The organism is Sphingobium lactosutens (assembly GCF_013393185.1).
Taxonomy (GTDB): Bacteria; Pseudomonadota; Alphaproteobacteria; order Sphingomonadales; family Sphingomonadaceae; genus Sphingobium; species Sphingobium lactosutens_A.
Window position 1 is genome coordinate 337,026 of sequence record NZ_QJQX01000054.1, and the last position, 23,567, is coordinate 360,592.

Consider the following 23,567-nt stretch of genomic DNA (forward strand, 5'->3'; position numbering starts at 1 on the left):
TGAAGCCCGGCTTTAGGGGGCGCGGAACCTGCATCGATTGACCATAGTCGGCTTTCCCGCGCTCGCCAGCTTATCGGAAGAATTACCCCTCATGGCGGTGAGCCGTGGCGGCCGGCAATGCAATGGCCTGCGCCCTGCCGGCCGCCCGGACGTCTTCACCGCGCCTTTACGGCGGTGGCCTCGATTTCGACCAGGAAGCCGGGATTGGCGAGGGCGGCGACCTGCACGGTCGACCGGGCCACCTTGTTGGGCTGCCCGGCTGTGCCGAAAAATTGGGCATAGGCTTCGGAAAAGCCTTTGAAATCCTGCTTGCCGCCCAGCTTCGGATCGCCGACCAGGAAGACGGTCAGCTTCACCACATCCTTCAGGCCATAGCCCTGCGCGGCGAGCAGCCCCTCGATCTTGCGGAAGATGGCGATGCTTTGCGCCCGGGTGTCGCCATAGGCGGCTGGGGTCGCCGGATCGGCTGCCTTGTCCGCGACCGGAGGCACCTGGCCGCTCAGATACAGGGTTTCCAGGCCCGCCGGGACCGTGACGCCGGTCAATATGGGGGACGGGCCGTCCGCGCCATGACGGACGATGGCCGGCTGGGCCTGGGCGATGCCGGCGCCGCCCAGCAGGAGGCCGAGCGCGGCGAGGGGATGAGAAATGGACAGCGACATGGACAACTCCGTTGCGGTAGAGTGATTTCGAGTGAAATGGAACATTTCATGGCTCTTAAATCACGGAAAACAAAAGAAAGTAGGGTTTATCCTGATTCAACGTAAACAGGATAAACTTTAGACATGGACGTCGGGCGGGACGAGGGCGTCGGCGGCGCGGCGGCCCGAAAGCACCGCGCCTTCCTGCCAATGGCCAGAATATTGGGACAGATGGCTGCCGGCAAACAGGAAGGGGCCGTCCGGCTGGTTGAGCAGGCGGAAACTGTCCAGTTCGTTGTCGTCTTTCTCCCATTCGAGCCATGGCCCCTGGCTATGGGGAATTTTGGCCCAGTTGATGACGACGGGCCGGTTCAGGTCGCCGCCATGGCCGGGATGGATGCGCTCCACCGCCGACCGGGCCAGCGCCACCTGCTCGGTCAGGGCGCGCCGGGCGAAGCTGCGCGCGGCGTCCTGCGCCATATAGGCGGCCAGCAGCACGGCCTGGGGCTGCTGGAAGCGGTCGGATGGATACCAGATGATCGATGTTTCCCCGCCGACGAAGGAGAGGCCGCCATAGATTTGCTGCTCCTCCCAGAAGGGCCGGCTCTGGAACGCGACCTTGACCGAATCCTCGTAGCGCGACGTCGCGATGGCCCGGCGCACCGGCGCGCTGAAGTCGGCGGAGATGCCGGCGAGCACGGGCAACGGCACGGTGATGATCGCGCGATCCGCCGTCACCGTCTGCGCCCGACCCGTCCGGTCACGATAGCGGATATGGACGCCCCGGCCGGCCCGGCGGATTTCGGCGACCTGCGCCCCAGTAATGACCGGGCGGCGCAGCGCGGCGGCGATGGCGCGTGGAATGGCGTCCATCCCGCCGACCGGCGCCAGCATCGTCGCCTGCATCAGGATATTCTCCTCGAACAGCAGGCCGGCGAGGTTGGGATTGGCGAGCAACTGGTCGAGACTGCGGGGGGCGACCGCCTGCTGCGCCTGGTCGAAGGCGCCCGGCGGCCGGGCAAGGCCGGACCGGGCGCTGCCGCCATAATGGCCATCGGTGGCCAGGTCGCCATAGCCGGTGAGGAAGGTCGCCAGCGCCTTGCGCGTCGGCAGGTCGAGCGTCTGGTCGAGGCTGCCCGACCGCAGCGCCGCTTCCAGCAGTTCGGACAGATGCCCACGCAGGTCGTTGGCCGCCTGCCGCAGGCGCAATGGGCCGGACGAGTCCGCGATGAAGGCGCTGCGGCTGGAATTGACCAGGACCTCCAGCGGCACATGCAGGTCGCGGCACAGGCCCAATATCCCGTCATGATGACTGGGAATACGCGCCGCGCCGGCGTTGAGATACAGGCCCGGGTCGAAGTCGACCGACTGGGCATGCCCGTCCAGATCGGTGAAACGGTCGCCGCCGCGCACGGTCCACACGCGCCCGCCGACCCGATCCCGTGCCTCCAGCACGGTGACGTCGATGCCGCGCGCCTCCAGTTCGCGCGCGGCGGTGAGGCCGGCCATGCCCGCGCCGAGGATGACGACGCTCCCCACCCGCTCGTTCCGGGGCGCACCGAAAAGATGGGAGGGGAGCGCCGCCGCCAGGCTCGCGCCGCCCATCGACCGCAAAAGGGCACGGCGGTCGAGGGCGGGGCCGGGTTTAGAGACTGGCCGAGACACGGAGATACCAGAAGCCGCCGAGGACGCCGAGGGGAGAGGCGTCGGGATAGATGAAGCCGCTCGCCGGCGCATTGGTCGACGGGTAAAGCAGACGGCTTTCGCGATCGGGGTAATTGTCGAAGATATTCTCCGCACCGACGGCGATGCGGAACGTGTTGGCGACCTTCACCCCCACCTCCAGGTCGAAGGAGATTTCGGCGCCGAACGTCTTGTCGCCGCCATTGGCCGCCAGCTGGTTGTTGGTGAATTTCCCGAAATAATTGGCGCGGGCGATGACATCGACCGGGCCTGCTTCGGCGGTCTGGGTGAAGACGCCGCGCCAGCGCGGCAGCAGGCTTTCGATATCCCGCTTGCGCACATCGTCGATCAACTGGCCGCTGCGGCCGTCCGCCAGGGTGATGGTCCGGCGCGACAGCAATGTCGTCCGGTTATAGTTGATCGCCAGCGACGATCCGAGCTTGCCCCAGCCGGGATTGGCCCGATAGCTCGCGACGACGTCCACCCCCTGGGTCCGGGTGGCGAAGCCGTTGGTGAAATATTGGACGACGCCGAGCGAGTTGGGATCGACCACGCCCAGCGCCGCGAGTTGCACCCGGTCGGCATCGGTCACGCTGAAACGGCTGGTCAGGCCGATCCGGTTCGTGACCTTGATATTATAATAATCCGCCGTCACGGTGAAGGCCGGGGCGGGGGTCAGCACCACGCCGCCGCTGAAGTTGACGGACTCCTCCGGCTCCAGCGGCGTGGCGCCGTAATATCGGGCGGCCGCATCGCCGGCGGAGAGCGTCGCCACCTGCACCGGCACGGGATTGGTGCCGATGAAGCTCGTCTGCAGGTTGCGCAGATAGAGCTGGCCCGGCGTCGGCGCGCGAAAGCCGGTGCTGGCGGCGCCGCGCAGGGCGATGGCGTCGCTGACGGCATAGCGCGCGGTCGCCTTCACATTGGTGGTTCCGCCGAAATCCTCGAAATGCTCGTAGCGCACCGCGCCACCCAGGGTGAAGCGTGGCGTCACATCGACTTCCAGGTCGAGATAGGCAGCATAGCTGGCGCGCGACCGATCGACGATCGAGGTCGGGCCATAGCCGGGAAAGCCGTTTGATCCGACCGGATGGGTAATGAGGAAGGTCGTGCCGTCGGCGCGCTTCACCGTCTGCGACGCATATTGGCCCTGGGTATAGGAAGCCGCGTCGCCCGCGCCGATCAGGAAGCTTTCGCGCCGATATTCGAGGCCGCCAGCGATGTTGAGCGGACTGGCAAGGCCGATGTCCAGAGGATAGCTGAGGTCCAGATTGGCATTGAGTTCGCGCTGTTCCAGCGATCCGGCATAGAAGCTGGTCGGGGAATCCGGGCCCAGCGACGGGTTGAAGGTGTCGGATATATAATATTTGATGCGGTTCTGGCCGTAGGCGAGGCTGGCGTCGTAGGTCAGGCCGAAACCGGTTTCGCCCTTGTAGCCGCCGACCGCCGACACGTCCGTATTGGTGCTGCGGAAGCGTGGCGTGAAGCCGTTGGGAAAGAGGGTGGCGTCATTCCATGTCCGCCCGTCGGCATTCCATGTGCCGTCTGCATTTTTGTCGAGATAATAGAGGTTGATCGACTTGCCGAAGGTGAAGGGCGTGCCGGTCGGGCCGGTCGTCGTCACCGCCACCGGGCGACGATAGTTGAAGTCGATTACCTGATCGCTATGCCCGTAATTGCCGAAGAAATAGAGGCTGTCATCTCCGAGCGGCAGTTCGGCATTGACGAAGAAGCGATAGGCCTCGGTATCGGGGCTGCCGAATTTCGTGACCGGTTGCCTGACGTCATAGCCCTGCGATTCCAACACCAGCGCGTCGGGGCGCTGCACGGCGCGATTGGTGTCGTTGGCGTTGATATATTCGCCGGTCAGGTTCAGGAAACCGCCGTCCTGCCCCAGTTTCAGGCCCAGATTGCCCGAAAGCTGGATATCGCGGCCATCGCCCCTGTAATATTCGCCATAGCGGGCATTCAGTTCCAGCCCTTCGGCATTGCGCTTGAGCGCGAAGTTGAGGACGCCCGCGATCGCATCCGACCCATATTGGGCGGCGGCGGCGTCGCGCAGCACCTCCACCCGTTCGATCGCGGCGCCGGGAATCTGGGACAGGTCCGCGCCCTGCGATCCGGCGGCGAGCGATCCGCCGCTCACCTGCACCAGTGCCGATCGATGCACGCGCTTGCCATTGATGAGCACCAGCGTCTCGTCTGGCGGCAGGCCGCGCAGCGTCGGCGGACGGACGAAGGCCGATCCGTCGAACAGCGCATTGCGCTGAAGGTTGAAGGAAGGAACGAGATTCTTGATCGCCGTCTTGATATCGCTGCTGGCCTGCGACGCGAGTTCGTCGGCGGAAAAGACATCGATCGGGACGGCGGATTCGCTGACGGTGCGATCTGTCCTGCGCGTGCCGGTGACGATGATCGTGTCACGCCCTGCCTGTCCTGCGGCCGGCTGCTGGGCGGCCGGCGCCTGTGCCTGCGCGCCCTGGGCAAACGCCACCGCCGCCAGAGCCGCGCCGGCCCTGGCCAAAATCTTTACCGATGTCATGAAGTCCCCCTGACTATTGCAACCTTCTGTCCGCGGGAAAAGAGGTCTTCCCCTGCGGTAATTTATCTACTAATATGGTAGACTAGTGGCGCAATCGAGTTTTACTCATAGCAGGCCAGAGTTGCCGATCCGTCGGTGAAACTGTGCCGATATTCGGCCCGCGCCCTGTAAAAAGAAGGGGCGGGGAAGCGATGAGAGGCTCGGGTCGCGCAGGATTGGGACATTCGAAGATATGTGCATCTCTCGTCGTCCAATGGATTTGACCGGTCGGGAATTCAGGGCATCCCATCCGGTCCCGCCGCCCCAGCGCTTGGCAGGCCAGGGCGAAGCGGCGACAGTTCACGCCCTACAACCGATCATCATGGAGGCCAGTTCATGACCATCGAAACCAGACTGCACGCGCTCAAGCGGCGGATCGGCGCGATCCTGAACGATGATAGCCGCTATGCCATAGCCGCCCATATTCGCGAGCTGGGCTATATCGACCTGCGGGATTTCTTCCAGGCGCGACCGGTGCTTGCCCATGTCGCAGCCATCGAGCGGATGCTGGCGCGGGCTTAGAGCATTCTGAAGTCGGCTGGAACGGCCGACTTCAGAATGCGGTAATCAAAAGACAAAGAGAGCCGGGAACGATTCAATCTAATCGTTCCCGGCTCTAGCAGGGCCTCGCCGGAAGCCTGTGCATGCGGCCCAATGACCGCACCTATCCGGTTGCCGAAAGCGCCGATTAGCGAGAATTTGACCATGTAGGCAGGATGCCTTGGCGCTGGCGGTGATGTCCTTGAACTTTACCGATGTGGGGTCTTTGATCACGTCGCGGGCGCTTGCCATTGCTTTGCCAGCAAATAGGCGATCCGGGTCTTCTGATGCGCCTAGATTGATCATTCCTGATGAATGTAGGCCAGCCACAAACGCTACGGCGCAAGGCTAGCGCGCTTTCGACATCTGGTTCTGATTCCTTGGCGGTCCTGTAACCGCAATCGCTCCCAACCGTTCCTATCAACAATGTGGGGCGTTATGTGGGTCTGGAATCAACCCTTCATGAAATCGTTTAAAATAAACAGTTTATGAAGAATGGTGGCGGAGCGGGAGGAATTAATAACCGTCACTAAAACGGCAGAAATCCAAGCTTTCCGTTCACGTTAACTGAAGCTTTCCCACACCCGTTCCCACGGACGTCTCTGCTGGTCATAAAATCACCAGCTTAATAACATGATGGCGGACGATTCTGGACATGTCCAGACGCGAATGTTGGATCACCTATTTCGCCGTTTTGAGGAGCTTCTATTTCCGCGGGAGGCATCAACATTCAAGCCATACGGCGTAGTAACATCGCTTAGTTTATCATGGGGTGTTCACACTGCGATTGTGCCCCACCGCTTTATCTGAGCGGCTCAAGCCGCGCCGACCTCTACGCTCACTCGGGTAATGTTGTAGAGCGAGACCGCACCAGGCGCGGCCTTGGTTGCGTCAAACAAAGCAAGATTGATCCCTTCGCTCACCGAGCTGCGATAAACCACGCCGTCATAACCGACCTTCTTGATGAACTCGCAGAGATATTGGCTTGGAATATAGTCGATCGCGGCTCCGCTCGGCAGGACAGGTCGGGTAAGCTCGTCACCGAGTCGCTCGAGAAAGGCGATGTCGGCGCGCAGCTGCCCGATTGCGCGGGCATCGGCAAGGAGGAAAGGCGAGACCAGCCCTCGCGGGTTGCGAAGATCAACCGCGTTTAACGGGGGTGCCACTGTGAAGTCGGCGACGCACGCGACCTCACCGGTGTGTGGTCGGATCTCCGCGGCCGCGGTGGCTGGCAGCGATCCAAGGTAGAGATAGGGGATGCCGGCGGGATTGGCTCGGCCGTGGGTCGCTTTGCGCGCCGGCGGCGCTCCCATTTCGCCGATCGGGAACGGATCATCGCGATCTAGGATGCGTGCGCGATACCAGATCGTCGGCATGTCGTCGGCTGGCAGATGGCCAAGCAACTCGCGGAGACGATCGGTGTCGAGCACCTCGTCGAGGAAATAGCGGTTCTTCCACATTAGCTCGTCGCGCAGCGTCTCCCAGCGCGCAAGTGCCGCGCTATGATAAGCTGCCGAGGGCGAGAACGTCTTCCGTACAATATCGCCATCGTCGAGGATGTCGCCAAGCAATTCCTTGGCGTGAGCGACATCCATCGCCTCGTGGCTAAACAGGTCCCAGTCGCCTTTGAGCCAATCGACCAACGTCTGGCCAGCAGCGTCCGGCTCATAAATGCTGATCAGGAGCTCGAAGACATCGCGCAGCGCTAACGGCTCGACCAGCGGCACGCCTGCCGTCCCGCAATAGCCGCAATCGCCACCGCCGGAGCTAAGCGAGGGAATGATGTCGCGACGCAGACCGCGGTCCCCGAAGCAGGCATGGCAGCAGAGCTTGGCCATCGACTTATACCAGGAAATCCGCCAGCGTCTCGATATGGTGGTTCATCGACAGCTTCTTTACATAGCCCAGACCTGGGAAATGGCCCTTGGTATGAAGATCACGAAATTCCTTGATCGCATTGCTCTCGAAAAGATTGGAAGACCCGCTGTTGAACTTCTTGATGAGCTTCTCGAGGGCTTGCGCGAATTTCCCGGCGGGGTCGGTCGGGGTGTCTTTCGTCGTGGAGACGAAATGATAGATATACATGACCTCGTCCTTTTCGGGATCAATGAAGGTCAGGTGGATTGCGACCGCGTAAGCTGGGCCGCCGCCCTCGATATAATCATCCCCAACGATTAGGAAGTCACCGAACCCGTCCATATCCTCTTCGTCATATGTGACGTGGAGGTCTGAAAAGAGTTCAACCGCCGGGTGGTCTGCGTTGCGGCGACGTTCAAACCCATCACGCAGCAGGACGCGCTTCGCCGCACCTTTGAAATGCTTGCGATAAAGCTTGTGGCAATGCTTCTCGAAAAAGACATGGCTTGTGTTAGCTAGCCCGCCGCCGAGTTTTTCCGCGAGCCCCTTCGCCTCGGTGAAGCCGGCATGGATGAACGTCGGGTTGTGCGCCTTGTGTTTTTCGTAGCAGGCGAGCGCGTCGACAGTGTCCATGTCGTTCTGGAGCAAGATGCCGGCGGTGATGCCGCCTTTGTCGAGAAAGCCTTTTTCAAGCAGCGCCGAAATGCTGACGCCGTCCTCTGCATGGTCGCCGTGAAACGGGTTGACGATGACAATCGCCTTGCCGTCGACCTTGCAAATTTCAGTCAGTGCGCGCTCGAGGCCTTTAAGCGCTTCGCGCACGGGCTCGATGATCGGCACGAAGTTCGCCTTCGCCATTAGCGCCGCCGTCTCACGGATCGTGATCAGCTCGAATTGCTTGCCGCGGAAATAAGGGTGATACATGCGGTGGTCAGGCCCAGGCGATCGCTGCGCCGAGCGGGGTGGAGACCGCCTCGACGAGCCGGTCATGATCTGCGCGACGGATCTGAATCGAGAGCGCCGCGGCGTGGAGCGAGCGCGGCAGATGATCGACGAGCTCACGAAGCGGCGCAAGGTCGCGAGTGCGCTTCAGCGTTGTCACCATCGCTCGATGGACGGACATGGGATCGAGATCCTCGAACAAAGCGCGCATCGTCGAATGGCGTTGCGTATTGGGCACGTCAGGCACCTCAATTCCAAGGCTCTTGAGGATCGCTGCAGCTTCGACCGAACGCAACGAATCGAACACGATTGCAGGGCAGATGCGGTCTGGCCGGTCCTCAGCCTCACGCACTGTAGTGATGCGATAGCGTGGCGCGAGCATCATCACGCCAACATCAACTGGCACAGTCTCAAGCACGCTTGCGACATGGCCTTCGCTCGCGATCACATAGACCTTGGCAAAAACCTGCTTGTAATTCGCGACTTGGTTGGCAAGCCGCGCGAGCGAGTCCCGCTCGGACTTGATTTCATATACGGTTGCGGTGCCGTTCAAGATCGCGAGGTCAGCCTTGCACGCGCCCGCGCGAAACTCGGTGAGCATACAGGCGGTGTTGAGCGAGTGCGTCCCCATCAGCACATTATGGGTAAGCGCCGAGCGATAGACATACTCATCGCGCCGCCCAGCGGTCTTCAGCACGTTAAACGCCGCGTCAAAAGCCTGTCCGACAGTTGCGTCCCCGGCACAGCCCTCGCCGATTTCAGTCAAATCGAACAGACGTGCGAAGAGCGGCGACCGGCCCTTGCGCGCCATTTCGCGAAAGACAGCCGACGAGAACAGACGCGTCATCGCGGACAGCTGAGTTGAACTTAGTACCACAATCCCCTCGCGACGCTGGAGAATATTCCCAATGACGCCGTCGCACGCTCTAGCGGATTATATCGGTCGAGGGAATCAAGTAAAAGAGCCCCTGCTTTGCAAAGGCTCATCCAGATGCTCGAGTTGGAATCTCACGGGCTTCTGAAAGCTCGGTGGTGGGATCGCCTTGAGTCGCTCGCAGCTGCGAAACGACCGGCCATGACGTCTAACTGCCATTTCGACGATCCTGGAGAAACGCTTCAAGTGAGGCGACCGGTATGAGCGTCATGCTGCCGACCTTGACGGTCTCGATCGCGCCCTCGGCGATAAGCAGGTAGAGCTTGGACCGCCCAATTCCAGTCATGCGGCAGGCATCCTTGATCCGGACCGTGATGGGCGCCGGCGATGGATCGAGGCTCATGGCTGTTCCTCCTGTTTCACAAGGGCTGTCGCCGCGCCGCTGTCGGCACGCATCAACCGCCGCTCGACCAGTTCCATGAATCTGAGATAGCGGGTCTTTCCAAGCCGGGCGGTATCGCTGTCGAACGCGGGCTGATGGGCCACGAGCGTCAGTTGGTGAAGGATGAAGACGCCCAGCATCTCGGTCAGCACGTCAACCTTGCGCTCAAGCCGCTCGGCTGTGCGGTTCTGCCGGTCAAGTCGGGGTCCAAAGCGCTGGTCCAGTTCCTTAGCCCCCTTGCGGTCGAGCCAGGCATTGAGCGCGTCGGTCAGGATTTGCGTCTTCGACGTGCCCGGGCTCGCGGTCAGCGCATCCAGCTTCGCCGATAGGTCGTCGGGCAGGTAGAATTGATGGCGGGTCTTGAAGGTTTTCATGACCCGCAGGATCGGCCATGCTGGCCTTGGACGACAGTGCCTCCATGGTGCCGCCGGGTGCCTGTCGGAGGGCAGCCGGTCAGCTGATGCCCAGCCCCCTATTCCTGCTACCAATGGTCCAGTTGATCGGACCGTCGCGCATGAGGCCCGATACTGGCTTGCCGATGGCCCGCTCGAGAACCGGCCGCCAGGGTACAAGGCTGAACTCATGCGCCTTCTCGATCACGGCATAGCGCTGGTCTCCGACCATGACAGCCCGCCGATAGACGCCCTCGATCATTTCGCCGCGCCGATGCGTGACATGCTGCAAGCCCGTCTCCTGCTCGATCTGCTGACTGGTCCGGCTGAGTTCGCGCTGCTGGAGAACCACAAGCAAGTCGCGGCGGAGGCGGGCAGCCTGCCCCTCCTGATCTGCCAGCCTTTGCTCGACGAGCCATGCCTGACGCTGGGCAAGGCCTTTCCTGACGTCCGCCCCAAACTCACCTGCCAGCTGCTGCGGCTGATCGCTGGCTATCTCGCGATCCAGCCATGTCGCGCCGTCATGGTGCGGGAGCTGTTCGAGGGGCCGGACGGAGAGCGTCTCGATGCGGACCGGCAAGCGTCGGCTTTTCTCCCGTTCGTAGCGTTCGGCATCTGCCAGGTGATCCTGGCCGATCACCCAACTGCCATCGGGCTGTCGATCGGGTGCGCCGATCAGCCGCCGCATCGCCTCGAGACGACGGACATGCATCTCTGCTCGGCCCTGGGTCATTAGCGGGTCTTGTTTCATGTGGAGATCGATACTGTAGCGGCCCTGGTGATGGGCAGCGACCTGAGCCACGGCGCGATCGACATCGCGCACGTCAATCGGCGCGGGCGACAGGCGAACGATGCTGCCGGTTGGGATAGCCTGCTGGTCTTCCCCGATATCGACATAGTGGCTGTGGCCATCAATGCCGTCGATGACGAGATAGCGCCGGTCGCGATGCTCGTCGGAAAGACCAGCGGCGACGACCCTGCCGATAATCGCTTTGCCCTGCGCCGGATCGAACAGGGCATGGTTCTGGGGTGGGCGGTGAATGCCGGCCTCCCGAAGCTCCCGGTTCAGCGTCCTGATGATGTCGCCCCGCTCGCCCATGCGCCGCAGCCTGGGCTCCAGTTCGCGATCAAGCGTCCAGCGCCCGTTTCTGCCTTCCTCGGCAAGGCCGAGCCGGGACAGCGTGCGTAGCCGCCCAATGAGCGAAGCATGTTGGCCCGGATCGGCCTTGGTGACGATGATGACACCTTCTTCATTCGCCTCTCGCATCAATGCCCGATCGATGCTGGTGAAGCGCTCCTGCTCGACTTCCCTTGCCACGCTGGCAGCGATCTCTTGGCTAGTGCGAGGGCCAAGGTCGAGGGAGACGATCTCGGTCGCCCGGGTGCGAAGGCCCTGGGTCATATAGTCCCGGGCGATGACCAGGTCCTTGCCGGTCTCGTCCTTGCCGCGCACGATGACATGGCTGTGGGGGTGGCCGGTGTTGAAATGATCGACGGCCACCCAGTCGAGTTTCGTGCCCAGGTCTTTCTCGGCCTGGTCCATCAGGCGGCGGACTACGGGTTTCAGGTCATCATATTGCGCGCCGTCCTCCGGCGCGACGATGAAGCGGAACTGGTGGCGGTCGCCGGCTGAGCGTTCGAGGAAGGGATTGCCATCGACGCGGTCATCGTCGCGGCCATAGAGTGATCCGCGCTCGCTATCACGGGTCGTGCCGTCGCGCTGGAGATAGCGAAGATGGGTGGCGGCAGTCATGCCTTTGCCCAGCTTTACAATCCGGCTCTTCACCACCACGCGGCGGGCGCCGGCGCCTGACGAACCTCGGCCGAGGACCCGGCCGACGCCGTTGCCGCGACCGAGGCGCGCGCCGGTGAAGCGGCGCCCTGATCCGGCACCATGACCGCCCGCACGGCGGGCGCGTGCGAGGGTCTTTCCGACCGTTGGTGTGTCGCTGCCGATGCGGCCGAGCCAGAGGTCAAAATCATCGCTGCCGGCCATGTCGTGATCCTTCCCGCAGAAAGCAGGAAAGGATGGGAAGCCGCCTGCCCAGGCTTCAAGGGCCTCCATCGGGAGGGCAGGAAACGCGGCGTTCTCGAGCGATATGGAGGCACCGGCTTCGGCATGCCTCCATCAGAAACCCTGTGCAGGCGCCATTCCCGGCCGCCTCAGGAGGCAGGGCTTTAATCTTGCCGTCCCTTATGTTTATGAAATTCTAAGCTTTCCCTGTTGAGAACCCAGTAACCAATTGGCAGGATCGCACCTGAAAAGGAGCGGAACCTTGTCAAAAATCGGCGATGCGAACGCTGCATTTTGGCCGCCGAATGGGGCCGATTAAACTGCCGTAGTCGAATAGATTTCTAGCGTATCTCGCTTCAAAAAAAGCAACCTTACAGTGACAAATGCTGACCCATTGCGTCGGCTAAATGCCCAAAATCTACTGCAGATTATTCTCGAAGACCGTCTCGTCGAATAGCGCTTGAGGGCTAACTTCGAGCGCTTGGCTGAGGCTCCAGATCGTTAATAGCGTGGCATTTTGCTCGCCACGTTCGATCAAGCCGACATGGGCCCGATCAACGCCCATACGCGCGCCAATCTCTTCCTGACTCAGCCCTCGTTCCGTGCGGTAACGACGGACATTGGCTCCTACCAGTCTGCGAATGTCCATCCGCAGGGTAGAAGACAAAGGCGTACTTCCGTGCTACGTATTATAATACTCATCACGAGAAAACGAAGGCATGTCATGGGCAATGTTGTAACGGAAAGCAGCACCGGCTGGCGCCACATCTCCGAACTGCCTACCGATCGCAAGGACGGTCGCCGTATGCTGCTTTGGGATGAGGATCTGCCTGTCATAGGCCGCTGGGATTCCGAACGTGACGGTTGGGAAGATCCTGAGAGCATGAGCATGTACGAAGACATCGCCCTCTGGGCTGACATCCTCGCTCCGTAGTAACGGCCGGATCAGCCCGCGATACGCGCCCACCGTGGCGAAAATTACGTTGATCTCTGTCACGGCTGGGACATTTTGCTCCGTCTGCTTTGGAGCGCAGAATTCCAGAATCCAGACGTTCGCAAGGCGCGACTCATGACAGTAATGCGCGCACTGCCACCTACTTGAATATAGCCGTATGATGACTGGACTTGCGATGTTCTTGCGAGACCATAAACGTCTGTCTCGCATGGAACGACCTCACCATAGACATTTCCGGCGACCAGTTCGGCTGGCCTATGGTGGTCTTAAAACGCCTCTCGATCACACACGAGGGGAGGCGAGTTGCGACATCCCTCCCGTCTCAGCCGGAAATGGTGTCGCCAGCAATGTGCGGATATATGGGTTACCGCCCAGCAATACCTTTAAGCATGTAAACAGCAAAACGAAGAGGCCAGAGTGGTAAAATCCTTGAAGCGCGACATGGATATGGTTCGTGATCTTCTCCTCAAGATCGAGCAAGGCAAGACCGTCTTTCAGATACTTGATCCTGCATCGGCTGAGGCCCTCGGGATCGAGCCTGAAGAACCGATGACGGGGGAAGAGGCCGACAAGCTTGCTCTGCATCTCGATCTCCTTGCGGACGCCGGCTTCATCACTGTAAGGCGCATGTCGGGAGGCTATTGGCAGATATCAGGCATTAACTGGTCAGGTCATGATTTCATCGACAGCGTTCGAGATCCAAAAATCTGGCATGCAACCAAGGAGGCCGCCACAAAAGCTGGGGGCTTCAGCGTCGAACTGCTGACGGAGCTCGCCAAGGGGCTTTTAAAGACACAGCTAGAGAAATTCACCGGCGTAAAAATCGACCTGTAGGCTATCCATCAAACTTATGCGTCGGAATCAGACCGTGATGAAATGGAGGTTTCCATCATGGAGAAGCGGGCCGGCAAAAGCATAAGTCCGCCCCAGGGCGGACACCGTTGCAATGGCCCAAGCTGCACCTCAAACGCGCTGATCAAGGCCCATATCATTCCGGCTGGATTTGCGCGGACCCTGCACCGTGACGGTGGCCATAATCTGTTAGTATCGAGCGATGGCGCGCGACGAGCGCGCCATCAACTGGGTACATTCGACAAGACGATACTCTGCGCTGAGTGCGACCGACACCTCGGCGGACTTGACGAATAGCGCAAGCCGGCTGAAGGATTCCCGCTCCGTGAGCCTCACCATGAAAGCGGGCACCTTCGCATAGGCCATGGCTGCGAAATGCCCCTCCTTCTTGGGCTGTCGCGGAAGCCCCTTGGTGATCGCTCGCATCGGCGCTTCAGTCTCGCGATAGCCCGAAGCATAAGCCCAATCGAGAACGGTGCCGATCCGCTGCCGAACCCGTCGCGCCGTCTCGGGCTTGGCGAGCCAGATATCCGACAGGACGTTCCGGATCATGGGCCCTGTAATCTCATGAACCTGCACATGGCCGATCTGCGGGAACACATAAGTCTCGAGCGTCTGGAGCCACTGCTTCTCGTGCTTCTCATTCCGCCATGTCTTGCTGTGCGCAGCGATCACCCTGGCCGCCGCCTGCCGGAATGTGGGAATGCCCTGCGCCTTGCGCCGCTCGAATATCGGATCCAGCCCGAGTTCGACCCAGGTGCGAATTTCTCGTGCCCGCTCTCGGGCCGTCGCCAGCGAAACTTTGGACGCGCTGCCCAGGCCAAAGTCGCGCCGGTTGCCATTCTTCTGCACCCGGCACATCCAGCTCTTGCCGCCGCCAGGCTGAATCACAAGAAACAGGCCGTCGCCATCGCCGAGCCGCCCGGGGCGTGTTGCTGCCTTCACAGCGGTAGCGGAGAGCTTTCCCATGCCACCAAATCTCCCACATTCTTTCCCACATTTCCAATCGGTCACCGGTGGACTGGCAGGGATGAACGTGAATGCGAATCACGCTAAAAGCCGCAGAAAAGCTGGGCTTTAGTGATTCGGGACGGATGTGAAAGGACAGGGTGGTGGCGGAGCGGGAGGGATTCGAACCCTCGATACGCTTTTGACGTATACTCACTTTCCAGGCGAGCGCCTTCGACCACTCGGCCACCGCTCCGCATGCACTGGAGGCGGCTCCCTATCGTGCGTCGGGCGGCTAGGCAAGGGGCATTGAATAGAGGACTTTACTTTATCCGGGGCGCCCTGTTTGATCGTGCCATGACCTATCGCCTCCGCGCCGGACTGCTCGCCGCCCTGATCGCTACCCCGGCCCTTGCCGCCGATCCGCCCGCCGATCCACCCACCCAGCCTCCTGTCACGCCGGCTGCGGTCGTCGCGCAGGCGCCCGCCGCCACCTGGCAGGCGATTGCCGATGACGAACTGCTGGTGATGACCATCGAGGGCGGCAGGCGGGTTGTCATCCAGCTCGCGCCGGCCTTCTCGCCGCGCCATGTCGCCAATATTCAGGCGCTGGCGAAGGCGCATTGGTGGGACGGCACCAGCATCAACCGGGTGCAGGACAATTATGTCGCGCAATGGGGCGATGCGACCGAAAAGAAGCCGATGCCGCCCGGCCTGTCCGTCACCAGCGCGGACGACTATGCGCTGCCGATCGCGAACCGGCGCCTGGCCGTCACGCCCTTGCCCTATCCCGATGCCTATGCGCCCTCGACCGGTTTCGTGGGGGGCTGGCCGGTAGCGATGGACGGCTCTTCGGCCTGGGTGCCGCATTGCTATGGCTATGTCGGCGTAGGCCGCAACGTCTCGCCCGATGCGGGGACGGGCGCGGAACTTTATGCGGTGATCGGTCAGGCGCCGCGCCAGCTCGACCGTAATATCGCCGTCGTGGGACGCGTGGTCGAGGGCATGGCCCATCTGTCCAGCCTGCCGCGCGGGTCGGGCGAACTCGGCTTCTACACGCCCAAGGAGCATCAGGTGCCGATCCTGTCATTGCGTCTGGCGAGCGAACTGCCCGAGGCCGAACAGCCGCATTTCCAGCAGATGGACGTCGCTTCGCCTAGCTTCGCCGACTATCTGCGGCTGCGCGCAAACCGGAAGGATGATTTCTACGACCGTCCAGCTGGCGGGGTCGATATATGCAATGCCCCAGTCCCCGTCAGAGCTGTGCCGGTCAGGGCTGTGCCCTGAGGCCGCGGAGCCGATAGCCGCGCCAGTCGCGGATGCGGCGGATGGCGAAGCTGGTGCGGATCGCCGACACGCCGGGCAGGCGGGCCAGGCAATCGCGATGGACATCGTCGAATCCCTTGAGGTCGGCGGCGGCGACGCGGAGCAGATAGTCGGCCTGACCCGCCATCAGATGACATTCCAATATCTCGGGGAAATCGGCAACGGCCGCTTCGAAGCGGTCCATCGCCTCATGGCTCTGGCTGGTCAGCGAGATTTCGACGAAGGCGTGCAGGTCGAGGCCCAGCACGACCGGATCTAGCCGGGCGGCATAGCCGGAGATCACGCCTGAATCCTCCAGCGCCTTGACCCGGCGGTGACAGGCGGAGGCGGACAGGCCGATCAACTCGCTCAATTCCTGCATAGACCGCTGCGAATCGGCCTGAAGCGCTTCCATGATCGCGACGTCGAACCGATCCATGCAATGAAATCCCGCTGATTGGACTAAGTTCGGGATAACATCCCGTGCGCGGCTGTCAAAGATCCAAAATCAGGGAACATTCGCTGCCCGACCCGCGCTATCATCGGGACATGGCAGCGTGATCCTGTTCACGCCAAGCTTCTGGCCAGCTTCTGGAGAGTCATGATGATCGTCGGCACCGTCAAAGAGATCAAGAATCACGAATATCGCGTCGGCCTGGCGCCCGAGAGCGTGCATGAGCTGACTGCCCATGGCCATCGCGTACTGGTGGAAACCGGCGCAGGCGAAGGCATCGGCGCAAGCGATGCGCTGTATGAAAAGGCCGGCGCCGAAATCGTCGCCAGCGCCGCCGATATTTTCGGCGCCGCCGAGATGATCGTGAAGGTCAAGGAACCGCAGCCGCAGGAGCGCGCCATGCTGCGCCCCGGCCAGATCCTCTACACCTATCTCCATCTCGCGCCCGATCCCGAGCAGACCCGCGACCTGATCGCCAGCGGCGCGACCTGCATCGCCTATGAAACCGTGACCGACGCGTCGGGCGGCCTGCCGCTGCTGAAGCCCATGAGCCAGGTTGCCGGCCGCATGGCGATCCAGGCGGGCGCGACCGCGCTGGAAAAGGCGCATGGCGGTCGCGGCGTGCTGCTGGGCGGCGTGCCGGGCGTGCTGCCTGCCAAGGTCGTGGTGATCGGCGGCGGCGTCGTCGGCTTCAACGCGGCGCAGATGGCGGCTGGCCTCGGCGCCGACGTCACCATCCTCGACCGCAGCCCCGAAGTGCTGGAAAAGCTGGGCATGTATTTCGAAGCGCGGGCCAAGACCCGTTTCTCCAACCGCGCGAACCTTGCCGAATGCGTGGCCGAGGCGGACCTGGTCGTCGGCGCGGTGCTGATCCCCGGCGCGGCCGCGCCCAAGCTGGTCAGCGCGGAAATGCTCAAGACCATGAAGAAGGGCGCAGTGCTGGTCGACGTCGCGATCGATCAGGGCGGCTGCTTCGAAACCAGCCACGCCACCACCCATGCCGAACCGACCTATGTCATCGACGGCGTCGTCCATTATTGCGTCGCCAACATGCCGGGCGCGGTCGCGCGCACCAGCACCTATGCGCTCAATAACGTGACGCTGCCCCACGCGCTGCGCATCGCCGAACTGGGCTGGAAGGAAGCGCTGCGCCGCGATCCGCATCTGCGCGAAGGCCTCAACGTCTGGGACGGCAAGGTCACTTATCAGGCCGTCGCCGAAGATCTGGGCCTGCCCTACACCCCGGCGGAAGACGCGATCGCCTGATTGGCACGTCTCGGTTTCCCGGCGCGCCGATGAGCGCCGGCCAAAAGCGGCGCCAGCCCTCCCTTGGGGCTGGCGCCCTTTATTTTTCCAGCGCCCTGCCTGCTCCAGCCAAGAGCCACCGCCCGATTCTCCGCCATTGTTTCCCGATTGCATCCAACTTTGGCATAAGGACGGTGCGGGTTCCCGCCTTTCGTTCGTCTAATCGGGCAGGGGGACATGACCACATGCCCCCCATGCAGCTTGATTCCGCCGAAGAGAGGCATGGTCTAACGTCATGGTCGATTTACCCACATTCGCCGCCTTGATCCGCAAAGGCGAACGCAGCAACATGCGCGCTGGCCGCACTGGGCAGGAAGGGGCGCGCTGATGCACGGCGATATCATGACCTGGCTGGTTCCGCTCGTCGCCATGCTCGGCGCCGGCCTGCTCGCCGGCTTTGCCGCGGGCATCTTCGGAATCGGCGGCGGCTTCGTCGTCGTGCCCGCGCTGCTTGTCGTGCTGCCGCTGCTCGGCGGCACGCATGACGCCATCGCCCATGTCGCCATCGGCACGTCGGCCGCGACCATCATCGTGACCTCGATCCGCTCTCTGCTGGCCCATGCCAAGCGCGGTGCGGTCGAATTTGAGGTGCTCAAGGCGTGGGCGCCCTGGATCGTCCTGGGCTGCGGCGCAGGCGTGCTGCTTGCCGGCCATGTCAACGGCAACACGCTGAAGATGATCTTCGCGACCGGCGTTGCGCTCATGTCGCTCAACTTCCTGCTGCCCAGCGTCAGTGGCAAGGTCGTCAGCGACACCATGCCGTCGGGTATCGTTCGCATGGGCATTGCCGGGGGCCTGGGCACCTTTTCCTCGCTGCTCGGCATCGGCGGTGGCGTCATCGCGATCATGGTGATGACGCTGTGCGGCCGCACGATCCACCGCGCGATCGCGACGGCATCCGGCATCGGCACGCTGATCGCCATCCCCACCACGATCGGTTTCGCGATCATCGGTTTCGGCGAAACGGGACTGCCCTGGGGATCGCTCGGCTATATCAACGTGCCCGCGACGCTGGCGATCGCCTCCATGTCGATGCTGACCGCGCCGCTGGGGGTTGCCGCAGCGCACAGCCTGCCGGCCGGGCCGCTCAAGAAGATTTTCGGCGTCTATCTGATCGTCATCGCCGTCATCATGTTCCGAAACGCCATCAAGGCCTGAACACCGGCTATCCCGCTCGACTTTTCCCGCAATCACCGCCAGCGACGGGCTAACAGCCTTTGTCACTGGCGGTGATTGCCTTTATGGCTAAGTCGGGAAAGTTATGGCGCAGTCCGATCCGATTTCCGTTTTGCTGGTAGAGGATGATGCTGGCGCGCGCGCCAATATCGCCGCCATATTGAGTAGCGCGGGCATGCGCGTCGAACAGGCTGAGGATGGCCCGACCGGCCTGCATCGTGCGGGTAGCGGCGGACATGATGTCATCATTCTCGATCGCATGCTGCCCTATCTGTCGGGCATCGACGTCGTCACCCGCATGCGCGTCGCCGGCGTGGGTGCGCCGGTGCTGATGCTCTCCGCCCTGGGCCGCAGTGAGCATCGGGTCGAGGGGCTGGAAAGCGGCGTCGACGATTATCTCGCCAAGCCGTTCGAGCCGGACGAACTGGTCGCTCGCGTCCGCGCGCTCTGGCGACGTGCCAGCCAGCGGGGCAGCCATGACCCGGTGCTGCTGTTCGGCGATCTGGAATGCCATGTGAAGGCGCGCACCGCCTTTCGGCAGGGGCGGCATCTGCCGCTCTCGCCCAAGGAATTCGAGCTGTTCCGCTACCTCATGGATCATGCGGGCGAGGTGGTGACGCGCGAGATGCTGCTGCGCCATGTCTGGAAACTGAGCTTCGATCCCCAGACCAATGTCGTCGATGTCAATGTCGGCCGCCTGCGCCGCAAGCTGGAGGAGGGGTTTGACAGCCCCGTCCTTGAAACCGTCTGGGGCACCGGCTATCGCCTGATCGCCCGGACCGAGCCGGCGAGTGCCTAAGCCCGGCCTGTTCCGGTCGGTTTTCGGCCGGGTCACGCTCTCTGCGCTCCTCGTCAGCCTCCTGTCGACGCTCGCGCTCTATCTCGTCGTGCGGCAGATCGTCGACAATGACGGCCGGGCTATGCTCGCGCGGGGGGTCGACACCGACCTTGCCGGGCTCGCTGACATCTTCGTCAGTGGCGGGCATGCGGAATTGCAGGCGCGCATGGCGGATCGCTTCGCCGTCCATCGCCAGGATGGTGAGCAGGTCTGGTATCTGCTGGCCGACGCCAATGGCCGCCGGATGGCGGGGAATCTCGACCGCTGGCCCGCCATCGCGCCCGAAGTGTCGGAGGCGCGCTTCGTCGCCTTGCCCGGCGGGGAGCGGATGTTCGCACGGGCGACGCGGCTTGGCCCCGACGCGCGGCTGGTGGTGGGGCATAGCGACCATCGCGGCCGCGCCTTGCAGGCGCGTCTGGCCATGGCCTTCGCCACCGCCGGCGCGCTGATCGCCATGTTCAGCCTGCTCGCCGGGCATTTTGCGGCCCGCCGCCTGCGTGAGCGGGTGGAGGCGGTCAACGCGACCTTCGCCGCGGTCCGCGCCGGCCATATCGAGGCGCGCGCGCTGGCGGTCGGAGACAGCGACGAACTGACCGAACTCGCCGTCAACACCAACGCGATGCTGGATCAGGTCGAGCGGCTGATCCAGGCGCAGCGCGCCGTATCGGACCAGACGGCGCATGAGATCCGCACGCCCCTGATGCATCTCGACACCCGCATCCTCAAGGCGATGGAGGTGACGCAGGATGAGGTGCTGCTGCGCACGCTCGAACAGTCGCGGGCGGAGATAAGGGGCGTCGTCCGGCTGCTCGATTCGCTGCTCGACATTGCGGGCACGCAGGCGATGCGCGGCGACCTGCGGGGCCTTGCCGAAATCAACCTCAGCGACATCGCCGAAAATCTGTCAGACCTTTATGGCGCAAGCGCGGAGGAACTGGGCATCGGCTTCCATGCCCGGATCGCGCCTGGCATCCTGTTCCGCGCCGATCCGATGCAGATGATGCGGCTCCTGTCCAACCTGCTCGACAATGGCTTCAAATATGTGCCGAGCGGCGGGAATGTGTCGCTGGAACTGACGGCGGGTCCGCGCATCGTCGTGCAGGATGACGGTCCCGGCATCCCGCTCGCCGATCGCCGCCGTATTTTCGAGCGCTATGTGCGGCTCGACGGCGCCCCCGACGGTGGCCATGGTCTTGGCCTTTCGCTTGCCTTGGCGATTGCCGAGCGGCATGAGCTTTCCCTTCATGTGGAGGATGCCGCGCCTGGCGCGCGCTTCGTCGTCCAGCCGGAGGAAGGCTCATGATCAGGCTGCTGCTGCCCGGATTGCTCTTCACCGCCGCCCCCGGCGTCCCTGCGGCGGACCTGTTGCCCGCCGATCCCGTGTTGCGCACCCTGATGCAGGGCGAAGCCGCGCGAACCGGCGAAGACCATGACGCGCTGCTCGACACCGCCGAATCCCTTCGGGCGCTGGGCGCCACGCCGGCTGAAGGGCAGGAGGATCTGGCTGCGCTCTGGACGAAGGAGGCCAGCGACAAGGGCGCGACCCCGTCCAGCCTCGGTTTCCGGGGGCGGGCGCTGGGACCGGCCTATCGCCGTGCGTCGGTGGTGGCGGGTGGCAGCTTCAGCGTGCGCCAGTTGTTCCTGGGCGGGCAGCGTGCGCAGATATTGGTCGCGCCGTCGGGCGGCAGCGCGAACCTCTCGCTCCGAGTCGAGGGAGCCGATGGCGTGGCGCTGTGCAAAAAGCCGGTCGGCGGGCCGCAGATCGACTGCGCCTGGATGCCGATCTTCACCGATCGCTACAATATCGTGATCGAAAATGGCGGTTCGGCCCCGGCCAGCTTCTATCTCGTGGTTCGCTAAAGCAAGGTCTTAAAATCTCCTGACAAAATCGCCAGTTGACGCGGATTTCCGCACTCGACTGGCCGCCGCACCTGCTCGCTTCGTCCATTCTGCACAGTTGTTCAGGCGCAAAAGGGGCGGGTCGGCGCGTTGTGCAGGTCATGGTTCAGATCAGCAAAGAGGAGAAGAACCCATGTACCGTTCGAAGCTTTTTGCCGCCGCCCTGCTTGGCCTGGTTCCCGCCGCAGCGCTGGCGCAAAGCCCCGAAGGCCCTGTCAGCTATGAGGAACAGCTGGCGCAGGTCGAAAGCCAGCTCGTCTATCAGGCGCCGATCGCGGGCGTGGAGAATGACTATTGGTTCAACTATCAGACTGACCTTGCCGAGGCGCGCAAGGAATTGACCAAGGATCTGCGGCATTCCTCGGATGCCGAGGATAATCGCGACGCCTGGGAGGAATATCGTTCCGAACTGGCCGATGCCCGTGGCGACTATGCCAAGGAAATGGCCGAAAAGGGCTATCCGGTCGGCGAGGTCCGCGTGCTGCCGGGCGCCGGGCGCTGACAGGCGAGGAGGGGGCTTCGGCCCCCTTTTTCAATCCTCTCTTTTAATCCGCGTCGGGATCGCGGAAGTTCAGCCGCCGCGTCACCGTATAGTCCAATACGCCGACCAGCAGATAGCTGATCCCCTGTTTTAGCAGGGTGAGGAAGGTCCGGCTGGCGCGATGCTGTTCCAGCGTGATCGCCCGACTATTGGCCACCTCGCTTGCCACAAAGGCGCGCACCGCCCTGGCGAAGTCGGCATCCTCGATCCGCAGCATTACTTCCAGATTGAGGAACAGGCTGCGCATGTCGAAATTGGCCGAGCCGATGAAGACGGCATCGTCGATGACCAGCAGCTTCATGTGCAGCTTGCAGGGCTGATATTCGTAAATCTCGGCCTCGCGCCGCAGCAGCGGGCCGTAAAGTAGCCGCGCCGCGGCGACCGTGGCCCCATTGTCGGATTTGGCCGGCAGGATGATCCGCGCGCCCTGCCGCCCGGCCGCGCGGGCGATGCGCTTCAGCATGCCGCGTCCCGGCGAGAAATAGGCCTCGATCATGTCGACCCGCCGGGCCTGCTCCAGATCATGCTTCACCACCTGAGCCCAGGGGCTGAGCCGCCGCGTCGGGCCGCCGATCAGCCAGCGAAAGGGATCGGCCGCATCATGATGCAGCGCCGGATGCCAGCTGCGCACCATGCGCCGCAGCGTGCGGAACCGCTGCTTCTTCGTCGATACCCAGCGCCAGAGCTGCCCATACCAGCGGGTCATCGCCTCGACCTGATCGCCCTCGATCATCAGGCCCAGATCGCGCCAGCAATCCTCCGCGGGAATGCCGAAATAGCCGTCCTCGACGTTGAAGCCGCCCATCAGCAGGCGCGCTTCGTCGGCGATCGCCATCTTCTGATGGTTGCGGATCAGATAGCGGGTCGATCGCCTTGTGCCGAACCGCCCGAAATGCGCCCCGGCCGCCACCAGCGGCGCGAAGAAGCTGTCCGGCGTATGGCTCGACCCGAAGCCGTCGACCATCAGCGTCACCGCTACGCCGCGCATGCGCGCCGCGATCAGCGCGTCTCGCACCGCCGTGCCGCTGCCGTCCGCCGCGAAGATATAATAATAGAGTTTGAGGCTGTGCCGGGCATGGTCGATCAGGGCGACCAATGCGTCGCGCAGCGCCGCGCCCTCGGTAATGAGGCGCAGCTTGTTGCTGCCCAATGTGACGCGAATTTCCCCGGCATCGGCAGGGGATGGGGCGGGCTTGACGGTCGCCATATCTGCTTCATGCCTCTTTTGGCCGCGCCGCGCCACGGCTTTATGGCCTTTTCATTGACTCTGGCAAATGCCGCTGCTAGGCGCGGGGTTCACGACTTCCATTCGTTGTTTCAGGAGGCCC

At 62.9% G+C, this 23,567-nt stretch carries 23 protein-coding genes and 1 tRNA gene; 10 read left to right on the plus strand and 14 right to left on the minus strand.

Features of this window, described 5'->3' with window-relative positions:
• Window positions 1–155 precede the first annotated feature (155 nt).
• From DM806_RS15540 to DM806_RS15550, 3 genes are all read right to left on the minus strand, one after another.
• Window positions 156–662, minus strand: a complete 507-nt coding sequence (locus DM806_RS15540; RefSeq protein ID WP_179044079.1) for a RidA family protein — start codon at window positions 660–662, stop codon at window positions 156–158.
• 117 nt (window positions 663–779) lie between these two features.
• Window positions 780–2,246, minus strand: coding sequence for a flavin monoamine oxidase family protein (locus DM806_RS15545; protein ID WP_179044080.1), 1,467 nt, complete (start codon window positions 2,244–2,246; stop codon window positions 780–782).
• Window positions 2,247–2,286: 40 nt separating this feature from the next.
• The gene (locus tag DM806_RS15550) at window positions 2,287–4,866 is read right to left on the minus strand and encodes a TonB-dependent receptor plug domain-containing protein (protein ID WP_179044081.1); all 2,580 of its coding nucleotides are present in this window, start codon (window positions 4,864–4,866) and stop codon (window positions 2,287–2,289) included.
• Window positions 4,867–5,241: 375 nt separating this feature from the next.
• Between DM806_RS15550 and DM806_RS15555 the strand changes: the two genes are divergently transcribed.
• On the plus strand, window positions 5,242–5,427 hold the full coding sequence (locus DM806_RS15555) for a hypothetical protein (protein WP_179044082.1): 186 nt from the start codon (window positions 5,242–5,244) through the stop codon (window positions 5,425–5,427).
• Between the two features lie 833 nt (window positions 5,428–6,260).
• Here DM806_RS15555 and DM806_RS15560 read toward each other — a convergent pair.
• From DM806_RS15560 to DM806_RS15590, 7 genes are all read right to left on the minus strand, one after another.
• Window positions 6,261–7,283 (minus strand): RES family NAD+ phosphorylase, encoded by a 1,023-nt coding sequence (locus DM806_RS15560; protein WP_179044083.1) that lies wholly within the window; start codon window positions 7,281–7,283, stop codon window positions 6,261–6,263.
• A 4-nt stretch (window positions 7,284–7,287) separates the two neighbouring features.
• Complete coding sequence (locus tag DM806_RS15565; protein WP_179044084.1) at window positions 7,288–8,226, minus strand: sce7725 family protein; 939 nt, start codon at window positions 8,224–8,226, stop codon at window positions 7,288–7,290.
• A gap of 7 nt (window positions 8,227–8,233) precedes the next feature.
• On the minus strand, window positions 8,234–9,091 hold the full coding sequence (locus tag DM806_RS15570; protein WP_179044085.1) for a sce7726 family protein: 858 nt from the start codon (window positions 9,089–9,091) through the stop codon (window positions 8,234–8,236).
• A 235-nt stretch (window positions 9,092–9,326) separates the two neighbouring features.
• On the minus strand, window positions 9,327–9,521 hold the full coding sequence (locus DM806_RS15575) for a helix-turn-helix domain-containing protein (protein WP_179044086.1): 195 nt from the start codon (window positions 9,519–9,521) through the stop codon (window positions 9,327–9,329).
• Complete coding sequence (locus tag DM806_RS15580; protein ID WP_179044087.1) at window positions 9,518–9,934, minus strand: CopG family transcriptional regulator; 417 nt, start codon at window positions 9,932–9,934, stop codon at window positions 9,518–9,520. The genes DM806_RS15575 and DM806_RS15580 overlap by 4 nt, the downstream gene beginning before the upstream one ends.
• Window positions 9,935–10,013: 79 nt before the next feature.
• Window positions 10,014–11,948 carry a relaxase/mobilization nuclease RlxS gene (gene rlxS, locus DM806_RS15585; RefSeq protein WP_179044088.1) on the minus strand — a complete coding sequence of 645 codons (1,935 nt, stop codon included), beginning with the start codon at window positions 11,946–11,948 and terminating at the stop codon, window positions 10,014–10,016.
• A 436-nt stretch (window positions 11,949–12,384) separates the two neighbouring features.
• Window positions 12,385–12,633 carry a helix-turn-helix domain-containing protein gene (locus DM806_RS15590; protein ID WP_256869334.1) on the minus strand — a complete coding sequence of 83 codons (249 nt, stop codon included), beginning with the start codon at window positions 12,631–12,633 and terminating at the stop codon, window positions 12,385–12,387.
• A gap of 57 nt (window positions 12,634–12,690) precedes the next feature.
• Between DM806_RS15590 and DM806_RS15595 the strand changes: the two genes are divergently transcribed.
• Window positions 12,691–12,900 (plus strand): hypothetical protein, encoded by a 210-nt coding sequence (locus tag DM806_RS15595; protein ID WP_179044089.1) that lies wholly within the window; start codon window positions 12,691–12,693, stop codon window positions 12,898–12,900.
• 450 nt (window positions 12,901–13,350) lie between these two features.
• On the plus strand, window positions 13,351–13,755 hold the full coding sequence (locus DM806_RS15600) for a DUF2513 domain-containing protein (protein ID WP_179044090.1): 405 nt from the start codon (window positions 13,351–13,353) through the stop codon (window positions 13,753–13,755).
• Between the two features lie 207 nt (window positions 13,756–13,962).
• Here the strand turns inward: DM806_RS15600 and DM806_RS15605 are convergent, their stop codons facing one another.
• Window positions 13,963–14,742 (minus strand): tyrosine-type recombinase/integrase, encoded by a 780-nt coding sequence (locus DM806_RS15605; protein ID WP_256869335.1) that lies wholly within the window; start codon window positions 14,740–14,742, stop codon window positions 13,963–13,965.
• A 144-nt stretch (window positions 14,743–14,886) separates the two neighbouring features.
• Window positions 14,887–14,977, minus strand: a tRNA-Ser gene (locus DM806_RS15610).
• Between the two features lie 101 nt (window positions 14,978–15,078).
• Here DM806_RS15610 and DM806_RS15615 point away from each other — a divergent pair.
• A complete protein-coding gene (locus DM806_RS15615; RefSeq protein ID WP_179044091.1) occupies window positions 15,079–16,008 on the plus strand; it encodes a peptidylprolyl isomerase in 930 nt (309 codons plus the stop codon).
• Here the strand turns inward: DM806_RS15615 and DM806_RS15620 are convergent.
• Window positions 15,992–16,465, minus strand: coding sequence for an Lrp/AsnC family transcriptional regulator (locus DM806_RS15620; protein ID WP_179044092.1), 474 nt, complete (start codon window positions 16,463–16,465; stop codon window positions 15,992–15,994). The two genes, DM806_RS15615 and DM806_RS15620, sit on opposite strands and share 17 nt — an antisense overlap.
• A 165-nt stretch (window positions 16,466–16,630) precedes the next feature.
• Between DM806_RS15620 and ald the strand changes: the two genes are divergently transcribed.
• The 6 genes from ald (at window position 16,631) to DM806_RS15650 (ending at window position 22,200) form a co-directional block, all read left to right on the plus strand.
• Window positions 16,631–17,746, plus strand: a complete 1,116-nt coding sequence (gene ald, locus DM806_RS15625; protein WP_179044093.1) for an alanine dehydrogenase — start codon at window positions 16,631–16,633, stop codon at window positions 17,744–17,746.
• 366 nt (window positions 17,747–18,112) lie between these two features.
• The gene (locus DM806_RS15630; protein ID WP_179044094.1) at window positions 18,113–18,943 is read left to right on the plus strand and encodes a sulfite exporter TauE/SafE family protein; all 831 of its coding nucleotides are present in this window, start codon (window positions 18,113–18,115) and stop codon (window positions 18,941–18,943) included.
• A gap of 103 nt (window positions 18,944–19,046) precedes the next feature.
• Window positions 19,047–19,760, plus strand: a complete 714-nt coding sequence (locus DM806_RS15635) for a response regulator transcription factor (protein ID WP_179044095.1) — start codon at window positions 19,047–19,049, stop codon at window positions 19,758–19,760.
• Entirely contained in the window at window positions 19,753–21,102 is a 1,350-nt protein-coding gene (locus DM806_RS15640; RefSeq protein ID WP_179044096.1) for a sensor histidine kinase, read from the plus strand. The genes DM806_RS15635 and DM806_RS15640 overlap by 8 nt, the downstream gene beginning before the upstream one ends.
• Entirely contained in the window at window positions 21,099–21,659 is a 561-nt protein-coding gene (locus DM806_RS15645) for a hypothetical protein (RefSeq protein WP_179044097.1), read from the plus strand. Before DM806_RS15640 ends, DM806_RS15645 begins: the two co-directional genes overlap by 4 nt.
• 172 nt (window positions 21,660–21,831) lie before the next feature.
• Window positions 21,832–22,200, plus strand: a complete 369-nt coding sequence (locus tag DM806_RS15650; protein WP_179044098.1) for a hypothetical protein — start codon at window positions 21,832–21,834, stop codon at window positions 22,198–22,200.
• Between the two features lie 43 nt (window positions 22,201–22,243).
• On the opposite strand, the gene DM806_RS15655 is transcribed toward DM806_RS15650, so the two are convergent.
• On the minus strand, window positions 22,244–23,446 hold the full coding sequence (locus tag DM806_RS15655; protein ID WP_218647503.1) for a phospholipase D-like domain-containing protein: 1,203 nt from the start codon (window positions 23,444–23,446) through the stop codon (window positions 22,244–22,246).
• Window positions 23,447–23,567: the final 121 nt, after the last annotated feature.